Annotated in this window: 16 protein-coding genes, 1 tRNA gene and 1 other RNA gene; 8 read left to right on the top strand and 10 right to left on the bottom strand. The window is 71.6% G+C overall.

Going from position 1 to position 18,071, the window contains the following annotated elements; genetic code table 11:
* Window positions 1-32 precede the first annotated feature (32 nt).
* Window positions 33-884, bottom strand: a complete 852-nt coding sequence (locus ACFWUY_RS03495; RefSeq protein WP_384101526.1) for an alpha/beta fold hydrolase — start codon at window positions 882-884, stop codon at window positions 33-35.
* 32 nt (window positions 885-916) lie between these two features.
* A complete protein-coding gene (locus ACFWUY_RS03490) occupies window positions 917-1,897 on the bottom strand; it encodes a DUF5937 family protein (RefSeq protein WP_384101525.1) in 981 nt (326 codons plus the stop codon).
* 125 nt (window positions 1,898-2,022) lie between these two features.
* On the opposite strand from ACFWUY_RS03490, the gene ACFWUY_RS03485 reads away from it, so the two are divergent.
* The gene (locus tag ACFWUY_RS03485) at window positions 2,023-3,267 is read left to right on the top strand and encodes an MFS transporter (RefSeq protein WP_384101523.1); all 1,245 of its coding nucleotides are present in this window, start codon (window positions 2,023-2,025) and stop codon (window positions 3,265-3,267) included.
* Window positions 3,268-3,277: 10 nt separating this feature from the next.
* On the opposite strand, the gene ACFWUY_RS03480 is transcribed toward ACFWUY_RS03485, so the two are convergent.
* The 5 genes from ACFWUY_RS03480 to ACFWUY_RS03460 form a co-directional block, all read right to left on the bottom strand.
* Window positions 3,278-3,487, bottom strand: coding sequence for a DUF4287 domain-containing protein (locus ACFWUY_RS03480; RefSeq protein WP_384101521.1), 210 nt, complete (start codon window positions 3,485-3,487; stop codon window positions 3,278-3,280).
* A gap of 95 nt (window positions 3,488-3,582) precedes the next feature.
* Window positions 3,583-5,835, bottom strand: coding sequence for an FtsX-like permease family protein (locus ACFWUY_RS03475; protein WP_384101519.1), 2,253 nt, complete (start codon window positions 5,833-5,835; stop codon window positions 3,583-3,585).
* Entirely contained in the window at window positions 5,832-6,506 is a 675-nt protein-coding gene (locus ACFWUY_RS03470) for an ABC transporter ATP-binding protein (protein ID WP_384101517.1), read from the bottom strand. Before ACFWUY_RS03470 ends, ACFWUY_RS03475 begins: the two co-directional genes overlap by 4 nt.
* Window positions 6,507-6,570: 64 nt before the next feature.
* Window positions 6,571-6,984: a hypothetical protein gene (locus ACFWUY_RS03465; RefSeq protein ID WP_384101515.1), complete on the bottom strand. Its 414-nt coding sequence runs from the start codon at window positions 6,982-6,984 to the stop codon at window positions 6,571-6,573.
* Window positions 6,985-7,448: 464 nt separating this feature from the next.
* Window positions 7,449-7,571 (bottom strand): hypothetical protein, encoded by a 123-nt coding sequence (locus ACFWUY_RS03460; protein ID WP_384101513.1) that lies wholly within the window; start codon window positions 7,569-7,571, stop codon window positions 7,449-7,451.
* Window positions 7,572-7,649: 78 nt separating this feature from the next.
* Here ACFWUY_RS03460 and ACFWUY_RS03455 point away from each other — a divergent pair, with 78 nt between their 5' ends.
* A complete protein-coding gene (locus ACFWUY_RS03455; RefSeq protein WP_384101511.1) occupies window positions 7,650-8,225 on the top strand; it encodes a hypothetical protein in 576 nt (191 codons plus the stop codon).
* Between the two features lie 106 nt (window positions 8,226-8,331).
* Here ACFWUY_RS03455 and ACFWUY_RS03450 read toward each other — a convergent pair whose 3' ends face one another.
* Entirely contained in the window at window positions 8,332-8,733 is a 402-nt protein-coding gene (locus tag ACFWUY_RS03450; protein WP_384101509.1) for a VOC family protein, read from the bottom strand.
* A 154-nt stretch (window positions 8,734-8,887) separates the two neighbouring features.
* Window positions 8,888-9,109 (bottom strand): hypothetical protein, encoded by a 222-nt coding sequence (locus ACFWUY_RS03445; RefSeq protein WP_384101507.1) that lies wholly within the window; start codon window positions 9,107-9,109, stop codon window positions 8,888-8,890.
* 110 nt (window positions 9,110-9,219) lie between these two features.
* On the opposite strand from ACFWUY_RS03445, the gene ACFWUY_RS03440 reads away from it, so the two are divergent.
* On the top strand, window positions 9,220-9,864 hold the full coding sequence (locus ACFWUY_RS03440; RefSeq protein ID WP_384101505.1) for a TetR/AcrR family transcriptional regulator: 645 nt from the start codon (window positions 9,220-9,222) through the stop codon (window positions 9,862-9,864).
* Between the two features lie 239 nt (window positions 9,865-10,103).
* On the opposite strand, the gene ACFWUY_RS03435 is transcribed toward ACFWUY_RS03440, so the two are convergent.
* Window positions 10,104-10,191 (bottom strand) — tRNA-Ser (locus tag ACFWUY_RS03435).
* Window positions 10,192-10,298: 107 nt separating this feature from the next.
* On the opposite strand from ACFWUY_RS03435, the gene ffs reads away from it, so the two are divergent.
* The 5 genes from ffs (at window position 10,299) to ACFWUY_RS03410 (ending at window position 18,051) form a co-directional block, all read left to right on the top strand.
* An RNA gene (ffs, locus tag ACFWUY_RS03430) (signal recognition particle sRNA small type) lies at window positions 10,299-10,397 on the top strand.
* Between the two features lie 113 nt (window positions 10,398-10,510).
* Window positions 10,511-12,685, top strand: a complete 2,175-nt coding sequence (locus ACFWUY_RS03425) for a DNA polymerase III subunit gamma and tau (protein ID WP_384101503.1) — start codon at window positions 10,511-10,513, stop codon at window positions 12,683-12,685.
* A gap of 61 nt (window positions 12,686-12,746) precedes the next feature.
* Window positions 12,747-13,997, top strand: coding sequence for a phosphoribosylamine--glycine ligase (gene purD, locus ACFWUY_RS03420; protein ID WP_384101501.1), 1,251 nt, complete (start codon window positions 12,747-12,749; stop codon window positions 13,995-13,997).
* A 251-nt stretch (window positions 13,998-14,248) separates the two neighbouring features.
* On the top strand, window positions 14,249-16,339 hold the full coding sequence (locus ACFWUY_RS03415; RefSeq protein WP_384101499.1) for a hypothetical protein: 2,091 nt from the start codon (window positions 14,249-14,251) through the stop codon (window positions 16,337-16,339).
* A 251-nt stretch (window positions 16,340-16,590) separates the two neighbouring features.
* Window positions 16,591-18,051, top strand: a complete 1,461-nt coding sequence (locus ACFWUY_RS03410; protein ID WP_384101497.1) for a N,N-dimethylformamidase beta subunit family domain-containing protein — start codon at window positions 16,591-16,593, stop codon at window positions 18,049-18,051.
* Window positions 18,052-18,071 lie beyond the last annotated feature (20 nt).

The following is an 18,071-nucleotide window of genomic DNA, read 5'->3' as shown; positions in this document are numbered from 1 at the left end:
CGGCGGAGGAGTCAGGAGCCAGGAGCCAGGAGTCAGGAATCCCGAAGGAACCCGACGATCAGCCGGTGCAGGAGCTCGGGCCGCTCCAGGTGCAGGTCGTGCCCGGTGCCGGGCAGGCTGACGCCGCGCAGCGCGGGTTGGAGCCGGACCATCTCCGCGTACTCCTCGCCGCCGATGATCCCGCCCCGTTCGCCCTGGCCGAGGACCGCGAGGGTGGGGCAGGCGAGGGCGGCCCATTCGTCCCAGAAGGCGCGGGTGGCGTTCTCGTCGAGGGACCGCACCATGACCTCGGGGTCGAAACGCGGCCACAGCCCGTCGACGCGCTCTTCGAGCCCGCGGGCCCAGCCGTCCCCTACGGATTCCGTGCCGCCACCCAGGTACGCGGCGGCCGCTTCCCGCGACGGGAACGGCACCGGCCACGCCCGCAGCCAGCCACCGATCCGCTCCTGGACGCCGGGGTCGGATCCGCCGGGTCCGGCCTCGACGAGGACGAGGGCGCGCGGCAGCTCGGGGTGGGCGGCCGCGGTGAGGAGAGCGGTGCTCCCGCCGAGCGACTGTCCGACCAACACGGGTCGGCGGAGCCCGAGTTCGTCGATGACGGCGACGGCGTCGGCGACGTACGAGGCCCGTGAGACGTCCCCGGGGTGCCGCTCGCTGCCGCCGTGTCCGCGCTGGTCGAGAGCGACGACGCGGTGACCGGATTCCCGCAGCAGCCGGGCGGTGGCGTCCCATTCGCCGGCGTGCCCGGCGAGCCCGTGCAGCAGGAGTACGTCGGCCCCGGAGCCGCCCCGACTGCCTCGGCCGCCCCAGTCGCGGCAGATCAGCCGTACCCCGTCCCGTACCACGGAACGCTCTGACCAGAAGGGATGGAAAGGAGAGTCCATCCCCTCATGATCTCTCACGTCCCGCTGTTCCCTCAGGGGTTGAGGAGCTGGTCGGCGACGGCGGTGCGGGCGTACAGCACGGAGCGCCCGCTGCGGTGCGCGGTGACCAGCCCGGCGTTCCGGAGGGCGATGAGGTGCTGGGAGACCCCGGCCGCGGACAGGCCGCAGTGCGTGGCGAGCTGGGTGGTGGAGGCGGGGGTGTCGAGCTCGGTGAGGAGCAGGGCGCGGGAGCGCCCGAGAACGGCGGCGACGGCCTCCGTGGCGGCGCCGGCGGTACGGGGTTCCCATACGGAGCCGAATCCGCGGGCCGGGTAGGCGAGTTGGGGCGGGTCGGGGTGAACGGAGCGGGTGAGGACCTGGGGCCAGGCGAAGACGGACGGAACGAGCAGCAGCCCGGAACCGGCCTGGTCACGGCTGAGCGAGCAGTGTCGCCGTACGAGACGCAGGGTGCCGTCGTCCCACCGCACGGTCTCGTGGAGCTCGCTCAGGACCCGGGCCGAACCGTGCTCGGCGACCTGCCGGGCCCGGTGGAAGACATCGGCTTCGAGTACGTGCTGGATCCGCGCCCAGTAGGGGGCGAGAGCGAGTTCCCAGTAGGTCTCGATCTCGTCCGCGACCTTCGGAAGGGCGGCAGCGGGATCGTCGTACAGCAGGCGGGTCCTGGCTCCGGCCTCGTTCTCCTTCGCCAGCATGCCGAGATCGGTCCGTACCTGCTCGGCGGGGGTGCGGCGGACGGCGTCGAGTTCGGCGCCGAGGGTGGGGAAGGGCCCGGCTGGGGTGGGGTTGAGGAAATCGGCGAGATAGCCGTGGGCGGGCACGAGCGCGGCGAGCCAGCCCCGGTCGAGCCCGGCCCGCACGATCCGCGGCCGGACCTGGGCGGCCCAGCGCCGGTGGGGAACGGAGTCGGGCAGGCGGGCGAGGACGCGGTAGCTGGTGACGACCTCCCACAGGGGGGAGACGGCGAAGCGCGTCTGGGCGAGGTCGGCGGCGGAGAAGCTGAGCCCGGATTCCACAGTTCACCTGTCCCTTGGCGTGCGGCGCGCGAGCGGCCTGACCGTCCCGACCGGCCTGACCGGGTTGGATTCGGTCTGAGCTTAATCAATGGAGGTCGGTGGGGATGCTCCCGCAGTCTCCTCCCATGCCCTCACCGATCCCGTCCTCCTTCCGCGGCCTCCCGCCCGTCGTCTGGACGATCTTCGCCGGAACGATCGTCAACCGCCTCGGCTACCTCGTCACCCCGTTCCTGGTCTTCTTCCTCGCCTCGCGCGGAGTGACCGGCGCCGAGACCTCGTACGTCCTCGGCGCACTCGGCGCGGGCAACCTCCTCGGCCCCGCCGTCGGCGGCATCCTCGCCGACCGCATCGGGCGCCGCCCCACCATGCTCATCGGACTGATCGGCGCGTCCGCGGCGCAGGGCGCGCTCTTCCTCGCCCCCGGCGTATGGACGATGGCAACGGCGGCGCTGCTGATCAGCGCGGCGGGCGGCACGGTGTCCCCGGCGGCGTACGCGCTGCTCGCGGACGCCGTCGACAGCGGACGCCGCCAACGCGCGTACGCCCTCTTCGGCTGGGGCGTGAACATCGGCACCGCCGTCGCGGGCGTCCTCGGCGGCTACCTCGCCGCGCAGGGTTACTGGCTGCTCTTCGCCGTGGACGCGGGCTCGATGCTCGCGTACGCGCTGGTCGTGGCGGTCCGCCTGCCCGAACCGAGGCGCACGACGACCCCGCGGAAGCCGGACGGAAAGGGCGACGACGGAAAGAAGCGGAACGAAAGGAGAAAGGACGGCATCGGCTACGGAGTGGTCCTCCGCGACCGCCTGGCACTCCTGCTGCTCCCGCTCTTCGGCGTCCAGCTCTTCGTGTACTCGCTCACCGAGGTCGCCCTGCCGCTCGCCGTCCGCGACAGCGGCCTCTCGCCCGCGGTGTACGGGGCGATGGCGGCGGTCAACGCGATCATGGTCGTGGCCCTGCAGCCCTTCGCGACGGCCTGGCTGGCCCGGTTCCCGCAGCTCGCCGTCCAGGGCGCGGGAAGCACGCTGATCGCCGTGGGGGTGGCGCTCACCGGCCTGGCCGACGGAGTCGTCGGCTACACCGTGTCGGTCGTGGTCTGGTCCCTGGGCGAGGTCGTCGTCGCCGGCATCGCCGCCGGGGTCGTCGCCAACCTGGCCCCGGCCCACGCCCGGGGCCGCTACCAGGGCGCCTTCAGCTGGACGTGGGGGACGGCCCGCTTCGCGGCCCTCACCCTGGGCGTCGCGACCTACACGGCCGTCGGCCCGGCGGCCCTGTGGTGGACGGCCCTGGTGGCGGGAACGGCGACGGCGGCGGCGACGGTGACGCTGACGAGCCGGGTGAAGGCCCGCACGGCCCACGAACTGGCGGCGTGAAGCCGGCAGGTCACTTCGCCCCGGCAAGCGTGTGGGCCACGAGCGCGTTGGCGTGCCCGTGGCCCAGCCCGTGCTCGGCCTTCAGCCAGGCGACGAGCTCCATGTGCTGGGTGAGCGGCGAGGAACGGATGAGCTCCTGCCACTCGGAGACCGGCCGGCCGTACTTCTTCTCGATGGAGGGGAAGTAACTGGCGGGACCCTTGACGACGTTCTCGGCCATGGAGATCTCCTGGGGTGGCGGTACGGGGCGGGCATCTGAGAAATACGACCCCCGCCGGGCCCGGAACTCATCGCCCCGGACGAGATCAATCCCGATCAATCCCGCCGGATGTGCTCGGGATCGATGTGCCGCCGCACCATCGGCACGGAGGCCACACCGGCCGCGAACAGCACCCCCAGCGCACAGGCGAACAGCAACGGCAACCCTTCCCAGTCCCAGTGCACGGCACCACCGCCGGTGATCAGATAACTGGACTCGGCAAGCCACCCGGTAACAATCGCCGCCCCCAGCCCCACCACCAACGGCAGCAACACCTGCACAACCTGCACCACCCGCAACGTCCCGGCCCGAGCCCCCAACAAGGCAAGCGCGGTCACCTGCCCCCGCCGCTCCATGGCCCGATCGGCCACGGACACGACAAAGGCGGCAACCCCGATAACGAGCCCGAGCACCATGCCGACGGCGAGAAGACTGCGGATGACGGTGAGCTGAGCGAGAGCGTCGATGCCGATCCCTATGGGGTCGACGGAGGAAGTGGGGGCGATAGCGCCGATGTCGTCGAGGACGGAACGGACGGTGTCGGGGTCGGCGTCGCTGACAAGAACGAGATTGCCTTCTGCAAGGACAGTTCCGTCAGGGATCAGTGACGGTGGAATGAGAAGACTGGGTCCGGAGAAGTACGAAGGCTGGTAGGACTGAACCGTTACACTCTCCTTTGGGACAGTGACGTCAAGCTTCCGTCCATTGCTCAATAGGAAAGGGAAGCTTCTGCCCGGGACGGCTTCGGCGTCGATGGAGAAATTATGATCCTGGAGTCGGAGCACCTTGTTCTCGGTGCATCCCTCCGCCTTCTCCACGAAGACGGCGAACTGCTGACATGTAGCAACCACGGCGTATGTACTGGGATTGTTGTCCCCACCGGGTGCGCTCCATGACTGCGAGAACATGGCATGAGTTTGCACACCTCCCACCTTGACTGCCTCAAGCAGCTGACGGTCACTTAGGTGATTGAACGGAAGGCCGTACTCCTGGACAGGGCTTGTGGAGCGGCTCACTTGGTCCAGTTCGACGAGCACACCTTGAGTGAGCGAGGCTCCGAATACCAGCACCACGAGGCCCGTGACCACCCGCAACGATGAGCCCGGGTCAACCTCCGTACGCCGCATAGCCAGCGCCACCGGCAGGGACTTGGCCGCTCCCGCCAGGCGCCGCGCCAACCATGCAGTGCTCGGCGCCAGCCCGAAGACGAGTCCCGCACCGGTCAACAGCACGGCACCAGGAACCAACAGGGAATTGGCCGATCCACCTGAGGGGTCTCGCCCCATCAGGCTGAGCATGCAGTAACCGCCAATGACCCCGACCCCCGGGATCAACAGCAGCATTCCCCATTTCTTCGGAGCTTTCCGTTCCCCGGTTCGCCGCACGCTGATCGGGGACAGGGCGGCCCGGCGTGCGCTGTACTGCCCTACGACCCATGCGAGTGTCGGACAACCCAGCAGACACACCGCAAGGGTCAAAACCGGCGGCCGGCCATCCGCCGGGTACCAGTGCAGTCCGGGCAAGCCGACGCGCGCCATGACTTCGTTGGCGCCGAGGTATCCCACCACTCCGAGCACGGCTCCGACCGAGGCGGCGGCAACGCTTTCCCCAGCATTGACCCGCAGCGTGTCTTTGGCGCTGAGCCCGACGAGCCTCAGGGCGGCGAGCCGTCGGGCACGCGTCTCACCGGAGAGCCGCGCGCAGACGGAGAGGAAGATGACGAGGGGGAGCAGCACGATGCACCCGAGGGTGAATCGGAGAATGCTGAGAGTCGACGGGTCGACGATGGTTCGCCACGGCCGACCGGTGCCGAAGCCGCCCAGTTCCTCTGCTTCGGTCAGCTCGGCCGGAGTGGTGCCGATGTAGGCGTACAGGTCTTCGGTGTCGCCCAATCCCTCTGGTGCGATAGTTCCGATGACGCGGCCGGGGACAAGACCAGCTGTCCTCGGATTAGCGGCCAGAATCTCGGCGAGCTTCGGCGAAACGATTGCCTTGCCGGCGTCAGGAAGCCTCTCGATTCCCGGGGGGACAGGGGTGGGCCCGGAGCTCTTCCGTGCGACGAAGACGCGGTGGAGTGGTTGTGACCCGTAAGGATCCCGGAATTCCTGATACAGGACATTGCTTGTACCGGCGCTTGGTTCACGGGCAGCCGTGCGCGTGTCATGGGCGGTCAGGATCGACGGGATGGTGAGGACGGCGGCCAGGCACGCCACTCCGAGCGCCGAGCCCAGCGCCATCAGGAGGAAGCGGGCCTGCCCTCGACGTCCGCTTCCCCACAGCAAACGCACTCCGAGGACGAACGGGTTCACACCGCCACCCGTTGGGCCAGGACGCCGTCCGCCATCGTGTACTGCGTATCTGCTTTGCCCGCCACCTCCGCGTCGTGGGTGACGATGACGACGGCTGTCTTCTGCCTTCGAGCCAACTGAAGGAACTCGTCCAGCACGGCATCGGCGTTGGCGCTGTCGAGCGCCCCGGTCGGCTCGTCCGCGAACACCACGTCCGGCCGGTGGACCAGAGCCCGCGCAACCGCAACGCGCTGACTCTGACCTCCTGACAACTTCGAAGTCCTGCGCCGCAGCAGATCGCCCATCCCGAGCCGTCCCAGCACTTGGGCGGCCATCGCTTGGGCATGAGTTTTGCTGATCCCGGCGAGCCGGAGGGGAAGCGCCGCGTTCTCTTCGACGGTCAGTTCCGGCAACAGTTCCCCGTACTGGAAGACGAACCCGAGGCGGGTACGGCGCAGGGCGCTCAGTTCTCCGTCAGGAAGGCTTGAGAGCTGCACCCCGTCAAAGGTCACAGTGCCTTTGGAGGGCGGCAGAACACCGGCGAGGCAGTACAACAATGAGGACTTACCGGATCCACTGCTACCCATGATGGCGGCCACTTCGCCGCGCTTGAGCGTGAAGTCGGCGTTACTGACGGCCTGCTCGGTGCCGTAGAAGAGATCCACGCCGTCGGCGCGGAGAATGACGTCCATCGTGGTCCGCACTCCCTGTGGCGAAGGGGAGTCGCCGGTCGACGACTCCCCGAACCGTTGACTGTTAGCGACTGAAGGAGCGAATGGGCGAGCAGTTGTTCGGCCGAAGCGCCCCCCGGTCCCGGCAGACTCGCATGTCTGCGGAATTGGTGTAGCGAGTCGCGCCGTCCCAGACAGCTTCCTCAAGCTGGACGCTGCGCTTCTGCACGCCCTTGAAGCGCTGCCACCCGTAGGCGTGCGGCCTCACCTCCAGGTAGACGTTGTGGCCGTCGTTGTAATCGCCATCCCGCAAGGAACCCTTGAAGCGGAAGGCGCCGCGCTTGGCCCCAGCTGGCTCCCACCTGTACTCCACTTTTTCGAAGTGAGCGCCTTCGGTTTTGATGGGTTTTGCGAGGGAGTGCCACGAGTCCGCAACCGCCACCCCCATCCCCCCGACGAACAGCCCCACGGCCGCCACCGCCGTAACCAACTTCTTCATGGATAACCCCTGCTTGGTCGAGCCGACTGGTCATCACAGAAAGTATCGGCATCACTACACACTGGTGACCGCAGTAACGTCCCTCCCTCTCATCACCCCCCGATCCGGTGAACGACGCCCCCTTACGAGACGAGCAGCACCTTCCCCCGTACGCCCCCGGTCTCGGCTCGGCCTGTGTACCTCCGGCGCCTTCACCAGCCGCTTCGTCGCGCTGACGCCCACCCGCACCGTTCCGTTCCCCACCAGCCGGACCAGTGCGCCGAGTTGACTCACGTCATTACGCGCCACCATGTGCTGCGAGGTCACCGGCCTCCTCGGGTCCGGCGGTACAGCGCCGGCGACCGAGACGACGTGGCCGCCCGGGTCGACGAGTGAGGACAGCGTGGCGGTCTGGTCCGGTGGGAGGGGACCAGGTTGAGCAGGAGGTCGACCGGGGCATCGAGGGCCTTCGACATGGGTGAGCGTTACGAAGGCGGGGAGACGGTCAGCAGCTTCGCGGGGGCCGTCACGTACGTCGCGGCGGTCCCGTCGGCGAGCCGGCCCACGAGCTGGTCGCCGACCGAGAACTCCCGTACCCCATCACCCACGTCCGCGACGACTTCCCGTAAGAGTGATCACCGGTGCGCCTGCGTGAACGAGGCGTCGGTGCCTTCAAGGATGCGCGCATGCGTCCTTCCTCTCCCTCCTCTCCCTCTTCGCCGCTGCGCCGTGTCCTCGTGCCGTTCGTGGCAGCCGTCGCTCTGCTGGGTACGGCCGGGACCTCCGTCGCCGGCGCGGTGGAGGCCTGCGGCTCCGTCATCACGGCACCGCTCGCCCAGCCCGTGTCCGCCGACGACCCGTGTCCCAGCACCGACCCGGTCGTGTGCAGGATCCGTGTCCTGCCGATGGACGAGAAGGTCGAGGCCCAGCGGACCCGGATGCGGTACCACGGGCTCCTGGAGGACATGCGCCGCACGGAGGCCGCCATGCGTGAGGCGGGCGCCACGGACGAGGAGATCGCCCGGGAGATGGTCGACATGCGGAACCAGGCCAAGGAGATCACCCGCGCCGGTATGACCCCGGAGGAGGTGCGGATCCTGGAGCAGCGGAACATCGCCAAGTACGGCAACCCGCTCGGCCCCACCGCCGACCAGCTCTACACCAAGTACGGGTCCTGGCAGCAGGTGATCGACGCGTCGATGCGGACCAGCTACGCCGTCGACCGCGAACTCAGCCTGGAGTACCGCCCCTGCCCCGTATAGGACGAGCAGACGTACGCCGGAGGGCCGGACCGCATCGAGCGGTCCGGCCCTCCCGTATGTGGTCGTTCCGGTGGGACGGGCGGCCCACGCGTGCGCGTACCCGGGACTACTCCGGGGTGTCAGCGGCGGCGGGGGTGACCCATTCGACGAGCTGGACGACGACGCCGTTGGGGTCGGTGAGCTGGAAGAGGCGCTCGCCCCAGGGCTCTTCGCGCAGCGGCATGGTGATGGGAGCGCCGGCGGCGCGCAGGCGGGCTTCCTCCGCGGCGAGGTCGGTGACGGTGAGCGCCAGGATCAGTCCGGCAGCCCGCTGGTCGCGCTGCTCGGGCGGGAGGACGTCGGTTCCGCGCCGGAGCAGCACGATGTCGACGGCGGCGTCCGTCCGGGTCAGGGAGGCGAAGCCGTCAGCGGCCATGGCCACCTGGTAGCCGAGGTGGGTGGTGAGGAACTCCCGGGAGGCGTCCACGTCGGCGACGGTGAGGGAGAGGGTGGAGGTAGAGACGTTCACGGCGGCTCCTCGGCGGTGGGGCGTGCGGGCGACGGGCGGACGGGCATACGGGCCGGCCCGGCGGACGGCGTAAGGACATGCGGGCGGTACGGGCGTACGGGCGGGTCAAGTGCGCTTGCCGCGCCGAGCGCGGGCCTCGGGAGTGGCCGGCGAGTCAGTACGTACGGCGTGGCGCGTGGAATCGGTGGTGGGTCGACGGCGCCTGGCGGTGGCCGGCGCGCGGCAGTTCGCGGGCCCGGCGCTGGAGGTCGGGGGCCGGGCCGGTCTCACCGATCCTGCGGATCTCACCGGTCTCGCCGGTTTCCCGGATGGCGGGGGTGAGCTTGACGGTGGGGAACGGGGTCGCCGGGGAAGCGGCGCGGTCCAGCTTTCGCATACGCGGTCTCCGATCTCATCCTGCGGGGCGATTTTTGCGACGGACATAACTTTACGCACGGCGCATGAACTACGTCAAGCATATTTTTACTGCCGGTGTAAGATTCGCTCATGGGTACCGAGAGCATGGGACTCCGTGAGTCCAAGAAGCAGGAGACCAGGCAGCTGATCTCCGACCACGCCACCCGCCTCTTCATCGAGCAGGGCTTCGAGCGGACGACCATCGCCGAGATCGCCACGGCGGCCCGCGTCGCCAAGAAGACGGTCACCAACTACTTCCCGCGGAAGGAGGACCTGGCCCTCGACCACCACGAGGCGTTCACCGCGAGCCTGGCCCGCGCGGTCGCCGACCGGGCCGCCGGTGAGTCGGCGCTCACCGCGCTGCGGCGGGAGTTCGCCGCAGCGGTCGAGCAGTGCGACCCCGTCGCGGGCTTCGCGGGCCCGGAGTTCGCCCGCATGATCGCCGACAGCCCCACCCTGTCCGCCCGCCTGCGCGAACTGCACGACCAGCGGGAGGAGGCCCTCGCCGCGGCTCTCGCGGACGTCGTCCCCGCCGACGCGCCGGCCATCGCTCCCCGGGCCGCCGCCGCGCTCCTCGCGGCCGCGCACCGGCTGCTGTTCCAGCGCATCCAGGACCTCACCCTGGCCGGCGAGCCCAACGACCGGATCGCCGCCACTGTGGCACCCGAGGCCACGTACGTCTTCGACACCCTCGACACCGGCCTCGGCGACCACAGGACGACCACGAAGGCCTGACACCCCGGCGCAAGGGGCGGCACGGACCTCGGATCCATGAGGACCGCCGCCCGCAGGAACCCGCCCGCCCGCAGGAACCCGCCCGCCCGCGGGAGCCCGCCGGCCGCGGGATCCCGCCCGCCCGCAGGGACTCACCTGGCCCAGGGTGAACGGCCACCGGGACCGAAACCGAGACGGACAACGAAGAAGGGCCCCACCGCAAGCGGTGGGGCCCTTCGACATCGTGCCCGGTGAGGCACTGGCGGAGGATACGAGATTCGAACTCGTGAGGGGTTGCCCCCAACACGCTTTCCAAGCGTGCGCCCTAGGCCACTAGGCGAATCCTCCGCCGCAAACAATACAAGACGTTGAGGGGTGCTCGCGAACGTGATCCAGAAGAGCTTTCCTCGGTCCACCGCGGGGGGCCGTGTGGTCCTGGGATCGGGTACCCTTGGCGGAGCCCCTCACGCGGTGCTATCTGACTGAACTCCCCCAGGGCCGGAAGGCAGCAAGGGTAGGTCGGCTCTGGCAGGTGCGTGGGGGGCGCTTGCGTTCCCGGAGCGGGCCGGTTGTCGGTGGTCCCTGGTTCCCGGAGCGGGGCGGTCGTCCGTGGGCCCTGGCTCCCGGTGCGTCCCGGTTGTCGGTGGGCGCCTATAACCTCGTATGCGTGTCGTCTCTCGCGCTCTACCGCCGCTATCGCCCCGAGTCCTTCGCCGAGGTCATCGGGCAGGAGCATGTCACCGACCCGTTGCAGCAGGCCCTGCGGAACAACCGGGTCAATCACGCGTACCTGTTCAGCGGGCCCCGTGGCTGCGGCAAGACGACCAGCGCGCGGATTCTGGCGCGGTGTCTGAACTGCGAGCAGGGGCCCACCCCGACGCCGTGCGGCGAGTGCCAGTCCTGCCGTGACCTCGCGCGGAACGGGCCGGGGTCGATCGACGTCATCGAGATCGACGCCGCCTCGCACGGTGGTGTGGACGACGCCCGTGACCTGCGGGAGAAGGCCTTCTTCGGGCCTGCTTCCAGCCGGTACAAGATCTACATCATCGACGAGGCCCACATGGTCACCTCGGCGGGCTTCAACGCCCTCCTGAAGGTGGTCGAGGAGCCGCCGGAGCACCTCAAGTTCATCTTCGCCACGACCGAGCCCGAGAAGGTCATCGGCACCATCCGGTCCCGGACCCATCACTACCCCTTCCGGCTCGTGCCGCCCGGCACCCTGCGGGAGTACCTGGGCGAGGTCTGCGGGCACGAGGGCATCCCCGTCGAGGACGGCGTGCTGCCGCTCGTCGTGCGCGCCGGTGCCGGGTCCGTGCGTGACTCGATGTCCGTGATGGACCAGCTCCTGGCCGGCGCCGCCGCCGACGGTGTGACATACGCCATGGCCACCTCCCTGCTCGGCTATACGGACGGCTCGCTGCTCGACTCCGTGGTGGACGCCTTCGCCGCCGGGGACGGCGCCGCCGCCTTCGAGGTCGTCGACCGGGTCATCGAGGGCGGCAACGATCCGCGCCGGTTCGTCGCCGACCTCCTTGAGCGGCTGCGCGACCTGGTGATCCTGGCCGCCGTGCCGGACGCCGCCGAGAAGGGGCTCATCGACGCCCCGGTCGACGTGATCGAGCGCATGCAGGCCCAGGCCTCCGTGTTCGGTGCCGCCGAGCTCAGCAGGGCCGCCGACCTCGTCAACAGCGGATTGACCGAGATGCGGGGCGCCACCTCGCCCCGGCTCCAGCTGGAGCTGATCTGCGCGCGCGTGCTGCTGCCCGCCGCCTTCGACGACGAGCGCTCGGTCCAGGCGCGGCTCGACCGGCTGGAGCGCGGGGCCTCCGCCGCACCCGCGCCCGTCTTCACGCCCGGCCCTCCCGCGCCCGTCATGGGGTACGTCCCCGGGCCCGGCGCCCACACCCCGATGGCCCCGCCCCCGCTTCCGCCCGCGGCCGCTCCCGCTCCCGTACAGGCACCGCAGGCCCCCACTCCCGTACAGGCGCAGGCCGCCCCCGTACACGCGCAGCAGTCCGAGCCCGCCCCCCAGGCTCCCGCCGCGCCCCGGCCCGGGGCCTGGCCGGGCGCCGCCGCCCCGGGCGGCGGTGCGCCCGGTGCGTGGCCCGGCGCGTCAGCCCCTGCCCCCGCCCCGGCTCCGGCCGCGCCCGCTCCCGTACAGGCGCAGACCGCCCCCGCCCCGGCCGCCACGGGCGGTGGCGGGGACACCGCGCAGGTGCGGAACCTCTGGCCGCAGATCCTCGACGCCGTCAAGAACCGGCGCCGCTTCACCTGGATCCTGCTCAGCCAGAACGCCCAGGTCGCGGGCTTCGACGGCACGACGCTCCAGCTCGGCTTCCTCAACGCCGGGGCCCGGGACAACTTCGCGAGCAGCGGCAGCGAGGAGGTCCTGAAGCAGGCCCTCGCCGAGCAGTTCAACGTGAACTGGAAGATCGAGGCGATCATCGACCCCTCGGGCGGCGCCTCGCCCCCGCCCGCCGCCACCGGCTTCGGCGGCTCGGGCGGCACCGGCGGCTTCGGCAACTCGGGTGGCTCGGGCGGCACCGGAGGCTTCGGCGGCGGCCGGCCGCAGACGTCCGCCCCGGTCTTCCAGCAGGCCCCGCCGTCCGCCCCCGCGCAGGCTCCGGCCGCGCCCGCTCCCGCCTTCCCGCAGGCGTCGGCGCCCGCTCCGGCCCAGGCCTCCGCGCCCGCGTACACGCCGCCGGCACCCCAGCCCGTGGCGCCCGAGGACGACGTGCCGGAGGAGGACGATCCCGACCTCGTCGACTCCGCCCTGTCCGGTCACGACCTGATCGTGCGCGAGCTCGGAGCGACCGTTGTGGAGGAATACACGAACGAGTAGGGGCGTCTCGCTCGGTGGCCCGCACAAGGGGCATCCCGGTCGGCGGGCTACCCTGGCGAGCGTGAAGGTCCTCGTCATCGGCGGCGGCGCCCGCGAACACGCCCTGTGCCGCTCTCTCTCCCTCGATCCCGACGTCACCGCTCTGCACTGCGCGCCCGGCAACGCCGGAATCGCGGAGGTCGCCGAGCTGCACCCCGTCGACCAGCTGGACGGCGACGCCGTCGCGCGTCTCGCCACCGAACTCGGTGCCGAACTGGTCGTCGTCGGCCCGGAGGCCCCGCTGGTCGCCGGTGTCGCCGACGCCGTCCGCGCGGCCGGCATCCCCGCCTTCGGCCCGTCACGGGAAGCCGCGCAGCTGGAAGGCTCCAAGGCGTTCGCCAAGGACGTCATGGCCGGCGCCGGGGTTCCCACCGCCCGCAGCTACGTCTGCACGACCCCGGAGGAGATCGACGAGGCGCTCGACGCCTTCGGCGCTCCCTACGTGGTGAAGGACGACGGCCTCGCCGCCGGCAAGGGCGTCGTCGTCACCGACGACCTCGCGCAGGCCCGCGCCCACGCGCTCGCGTGCGACCGGGTGGTCATCGAGGAGTACCTGGACGGCCCCGAGGTCTCCCTCTTCGCGATCACCGACGGCGTCACCGTCCTCCCGCTCAAGCCCGCGCAGGACTTCAAGCGCGCGCTCGACGGCGACGAGGGCCCGAACACCGGCGGCATGGGCGCCTACTCGCCGCTGCCGTGGGCCGACCCGAAGCTGGTCGAGGAGGTCCTCGCGACCGTCCTGCAGCCGACGGTCGACGAGCTCCGCCGCCGTGGCACGCCGTTCTCCGGCCTGCTGTACGCGGGTCTGGCGATCACGAGCCGCGGTGTACGGGTCATCGAGTTCAACGCGCGCTTCGGCGACCCCGAGACCCAGGTGGTCCTGGCCCGTCTGAAGACCCCGCTGGCGGGCGTCCTGCTGAACTCCGCCAACGGCACCCTGGACGACCAGGCGCCGCTGAGCTGGAGCGACGACGCCGCCGTCACCGTGGTCATCGCCTCCCACAACTACCCGGACACCCCGCGCACCGGCGACCCGATCGAGGGCCTGGACGAGGTCGCGGAGAAGGACGCCCCGCACGCGTACGTGCTCCACGCCGGTACGAAGCGGGACGGCGACGCGATCGTGAGCGCGGGGGGCCGCGTCCTCTCGGTCACCGCCACCGGAACGGACCTGGAGCAGGCCCGCGAGCGCGCGTACGCGGCGGTCGGCCGCATCCGCCTTGACGGCTCCCAGCACCGTACGGACATCGCGCGCAAGGCCGCCGAGGCCTGACGGCGCCGCCGATTCCTCGCGCGGCCGTGCGGTTGACCGTACGGCCGCGCGAGCGCCATCACCTTTGCCCAAAGCCATTCCATCGAGTGACGGCTCGGCCATCCGGATGACGCCCGCCACAGCCCCAACTAGGGTGCGGCGGAGGCGTTCCGGCACTTGGCCCACCGGCATTGCGATGTCAGCGGCGGGTGCCACAGTGGGGGAGTGAGCAACACCGCCACAGGCAGTCCCGACGAGGGCAGGAGGGGGTGATGTACGGCGTGTCCGGTACTGGTGCCGTCGTCGGCGAGGAGTGGGGCGTGCGTGCCGCGCGCTCCCGGGCCCTCGGCGTCCTCCGTGTCCGTGGCAGGGCGCTCGGCCTCGCGATCCTTCCCGCCGCCGTCGCCGTCGTCCTGTACGCGGGCGGGATCACCGGCCACTTCACCGGCTCCGGCTGGGACGCGGCCCGCTGGGTGGTGACCGTGCTCGCGGTCCTCGTCCTCCTCGCCGCCACCGGTGTCGCCCTCGTCGTCGCCAGGGCCCGTCCGGCCGCGACGCCGACGGTGGAGCTCTCCGAGACCGCCGCACCCGATCTCTACCGGCTCGTCCGGGACCTGGCCGACCGGCTCGACGTCCCGGCACCCGCGGCGATAGCCCTGACGCCGGACTGCGACAGCTGGCTCGAGGACCGCACCCACCGGGCCCACCGCGCGCGGCACACGCCCGGCGGCGCCGGCGGGGACGAGGACGGCGCTCCCGTCCTCGTCGTGGGCTCGCCCTTCCTGTGGTGGATGCGCGTCGGTGAACTGCGGGCGGTCCTCGCTCCCGTCGTCGCCGGTACGGGCCCGGCCGCGCACCCCGACATAGCCGCCGCCCGCCGCTTCGTCCGAGGTCTGGACGCCGCCGTCGCCGTGCCGCTGACGCCGGGCCTCGACCCGCTCCGCAGATTCGGCGCCCACGGCGTCGGGCAGGTCGCCCGCGTCCTGCTGCGCGCCTGCCGCGGGCACGCCGCCGAGATGGAGCGCGGGGTCGCCGTCGCCGGTTCCGAGCGCGCCCAGGCCGTGGACTACGGCGTGCGGATCGTCGCGCAGGAGCAGGTCGGCCTGGCCTACGCGGGCTGGGACCGCCTCCTGACCCGGGTCGCGCTGCCCGCCTGGCGGATGGGCCGCTGGCCCGCCCGGCTGGACGCGGGCGTGGTCTCCGCCCTGACCGAGCTCTCGCGCCGGGACCGGCTCGCGGACGGCTTCTCGTCCCGCCTCGGCGAGCGCCCCGCCTGCGATCTCCTGGAGGAACCGGGAGCGGTCGACGAGGCCGTCTCCCTGCTCGCCGCCCGTCTCTTCCACGGCGGCCCGGCCGAGCCGGGTCCCGACTGGTCGCCGGTCGAGTGGAGCCAGTACCCGGAGGAGGTCGTCGACCGGAAGTGGCGCACCGACGCGGCCCGGCTGCACCAGGTCCTCGACGGCCTGGGCGTGACCGGCTCCGCCGCCGGAGCGGCGTCCACCGCCGCCGGCCCGACCCTGACCCGGGTGATCGCCCACCTGTCCATGGCCCCCGGAGCGATACGGTCCGCCCCGGCGCACACAGCCCCCGGAGCCGTGGGGGACGCCCCGGCGCACCCGACCGAGGAAGCCGTACGGACCGCCCCGAACGGCACCCCCGAGACGCCGACCGCCCCCGCCGACCCGGCCACCCTCGCCGACCCGGTCGATCCCGCCGCCCAGGCCATCCCCGCCGCCGCCCACGCCGACCCCGACGTCCACCACCCCGACGTCCACCACCCCGACGTCCACCACCCCGACGTCCTGGGGGACGCCGACCCCGACGCCACCGACATCCACGAAGCCCCCGGTCTCGATTCCGACGCCACCGACCTCGGCCCCGACGACCTCGATCCCGACGACGAGCCCGTCAACCCCGCCGCCGAAGCGCTCGCCGGCGCGCTCAGCGCGCTCCTCGCCCGCGAGGAGGCCGCGAGGGAGGCGCGCGTGGCAGCCGCCGCCCCGGCCGCCGAGGCCGCGGCCGGGAGCGCCCAGAAGGACGGTCGGCCGGGCGCCCCGGCCCCGGTGGTCGTCAGCGGCCCCGACGGGCCCCTGCCGCTCTTCCCGCTCCAGCCGCCCCGTTCCGGCCGTGATCTGCTCGCCGACCACGTCACCGCGATGGTCTGTTGCGCCGCCGTGGACACCGCCGAGGCCGCCCCCGGCCTCGACTGGCTCGACGGGCCCGCCCTCCTGGTCGGCGGCGAGCGGGCGGCGGACCTCGGGCCCCGGGTCCTCGCCCTCGTCGAGGAGGGCGACCCGGAACCGCTGCGGGTGTGGCTGGCCCGCACGGGAGTGCGCCCGGAGAAGCCCGTACGCCTGATCTGAGGCCGTCAGGGCGTGCCCGCACGGCACGGCTCCCCGGAGGCCCGGCTTCCGCTCTCGTCAATTCACGACGAACGGTGACGGAGTGCGTGCGTTATGTGATGTGCTGGAGACCGTCACTGACAGAGGCACGGACCGGCGGCATGATCCGCGGCAGCGCCGCGGCCGTACCGAAGCCGTATCAAGCCGTACCGAAGCAAATGAATCAGAGGCACTGACCAGCCGACCCGGGGGAGTCGAGGGAGGGGCGCAGCATGGGGGCGGAGCAGATCAGGCGGTGGGAGTCGGGCGCGCTCGCGCACGCGGTCAGCGATCCCTTCGGCCAGGGCCCGCTGCCCTGGCTTCGGGGTTCGGAGAACTACTTCGACGACACCGGCCAGATGGTCCCCTGGTACGCGGACGAGATCCTGGCCCGTGGCGGCAGGGGCGGCCCGCGCACGGCCGACGACGTCCGGCGCCAGATCAAGGGGTTCGCGTCCGTCGGGGCCGTGGCACCGGGCGAGTCGATCGACTTCCACATCACGGTGGACCCGCCGCAGCCGTTCTCGGTCGACATCTACCGGATCGGTCACTACGGCGGCGACGGCGCCGCGAAGATCGCCACCAGTCCACGGCTCTCCGGGATCGTCCAGCCGGCCCCGCTCATCGTCGACCGCACGGTCTCCTGCCACCACTGGTGGCAGTCGTGGCGGCTGCAGGTGCCCACCTACTGGTCGATCGGCGCGCACGTGGCCGTCCTCACGACCGCCGACGGCCACCGCTCGCACATCCCCTTCACGGTCAGGGACGACCACCCGGCCGATCTGCTCCTCGTTCTCCCGGACGTGACCTGGCAGGCGTACAACCTCTATCCGGAGGACGGCCGCACCGGCGCCAGCCTCTACCACGCCTGGGACGAGGACGGCCGGCTGCTCGGGGAGGAGGAGGCGGCCGTCACCGTCTCCTTCGACCGCCCGTACGCGGGCGCGGGCCTGCCGCTGCACGTCGGGCACGCCTACGACTTCATCCGCTGGGCCGAGCGCTACGGCTACGACCTGGCGTACGCGGAGACCCGCGACCTGCACGCGGGCCGGATCGATCCGAGCCGCTACCGGGGCCTGGTCTTCCCGGGCCACGACGAGTACTGGTCGGCGCCGATGCGCAGGACCGCGGAACTCGCCCGCGACCAGGGCACGTCGCTGGTCTTCCTCTCCGCCAACACCATGTACTGGCAGGTGGAGCTCGCCCCTTCGCCGTCCGGGGTGCCGGACCGGCTCCTCACCTGCCGGAAGCGGCGCGGCCCCGGCCGGCCCGCGCTCTGGCGCGAGGTCGACCGGTCCGAGCAGCAGCTCCTCGGCATCCAGTACGCGGGCCGGGTGCCCGAACCGCACCCGCTGGTCGTGCGGAACGCCGAGCACTGGCTCTGGGAGGCCACCGGTGCCGGTGACGGCGACGAGCTCCCCGGTCTGGTCGCGGGCGAGGCCGACCGCTACTTCCCGCGCACGGCGCTCCCCGAGCACCAGGGCCGCATCCTGCTCGCCCACTCGCCCTACCGGGACGGCGACGGCGCGCTGCGCCACCAGGAGACCTCGCTGTACCGGGCTCCCTCGGGCGCCTGGGTCTTCGCCTCCGGGACCTTCGCCTGGTCACCGGCACTGGACCGGCCGGGCCATGTCGACGCCAGGGTCCAGCGCGCCACCGCGAACCTTCTCGACCGGATCTGTAAGAGGGACTGACCAGGGCCGACCGGGCCCGC

This window comes from Streptomyces sp. NPDC058664 (assembly GCF_042716635.1).
In the GTDB taxonomy this organism is placed as follows: Bacteria; Actinomycetota; Actinomycetes; order Streptomycetales; family Streptomycetaceae; genus Streptomyces.
This window is presented reverse-complemented; position numbering and strand designations above follow the sequence as displayed.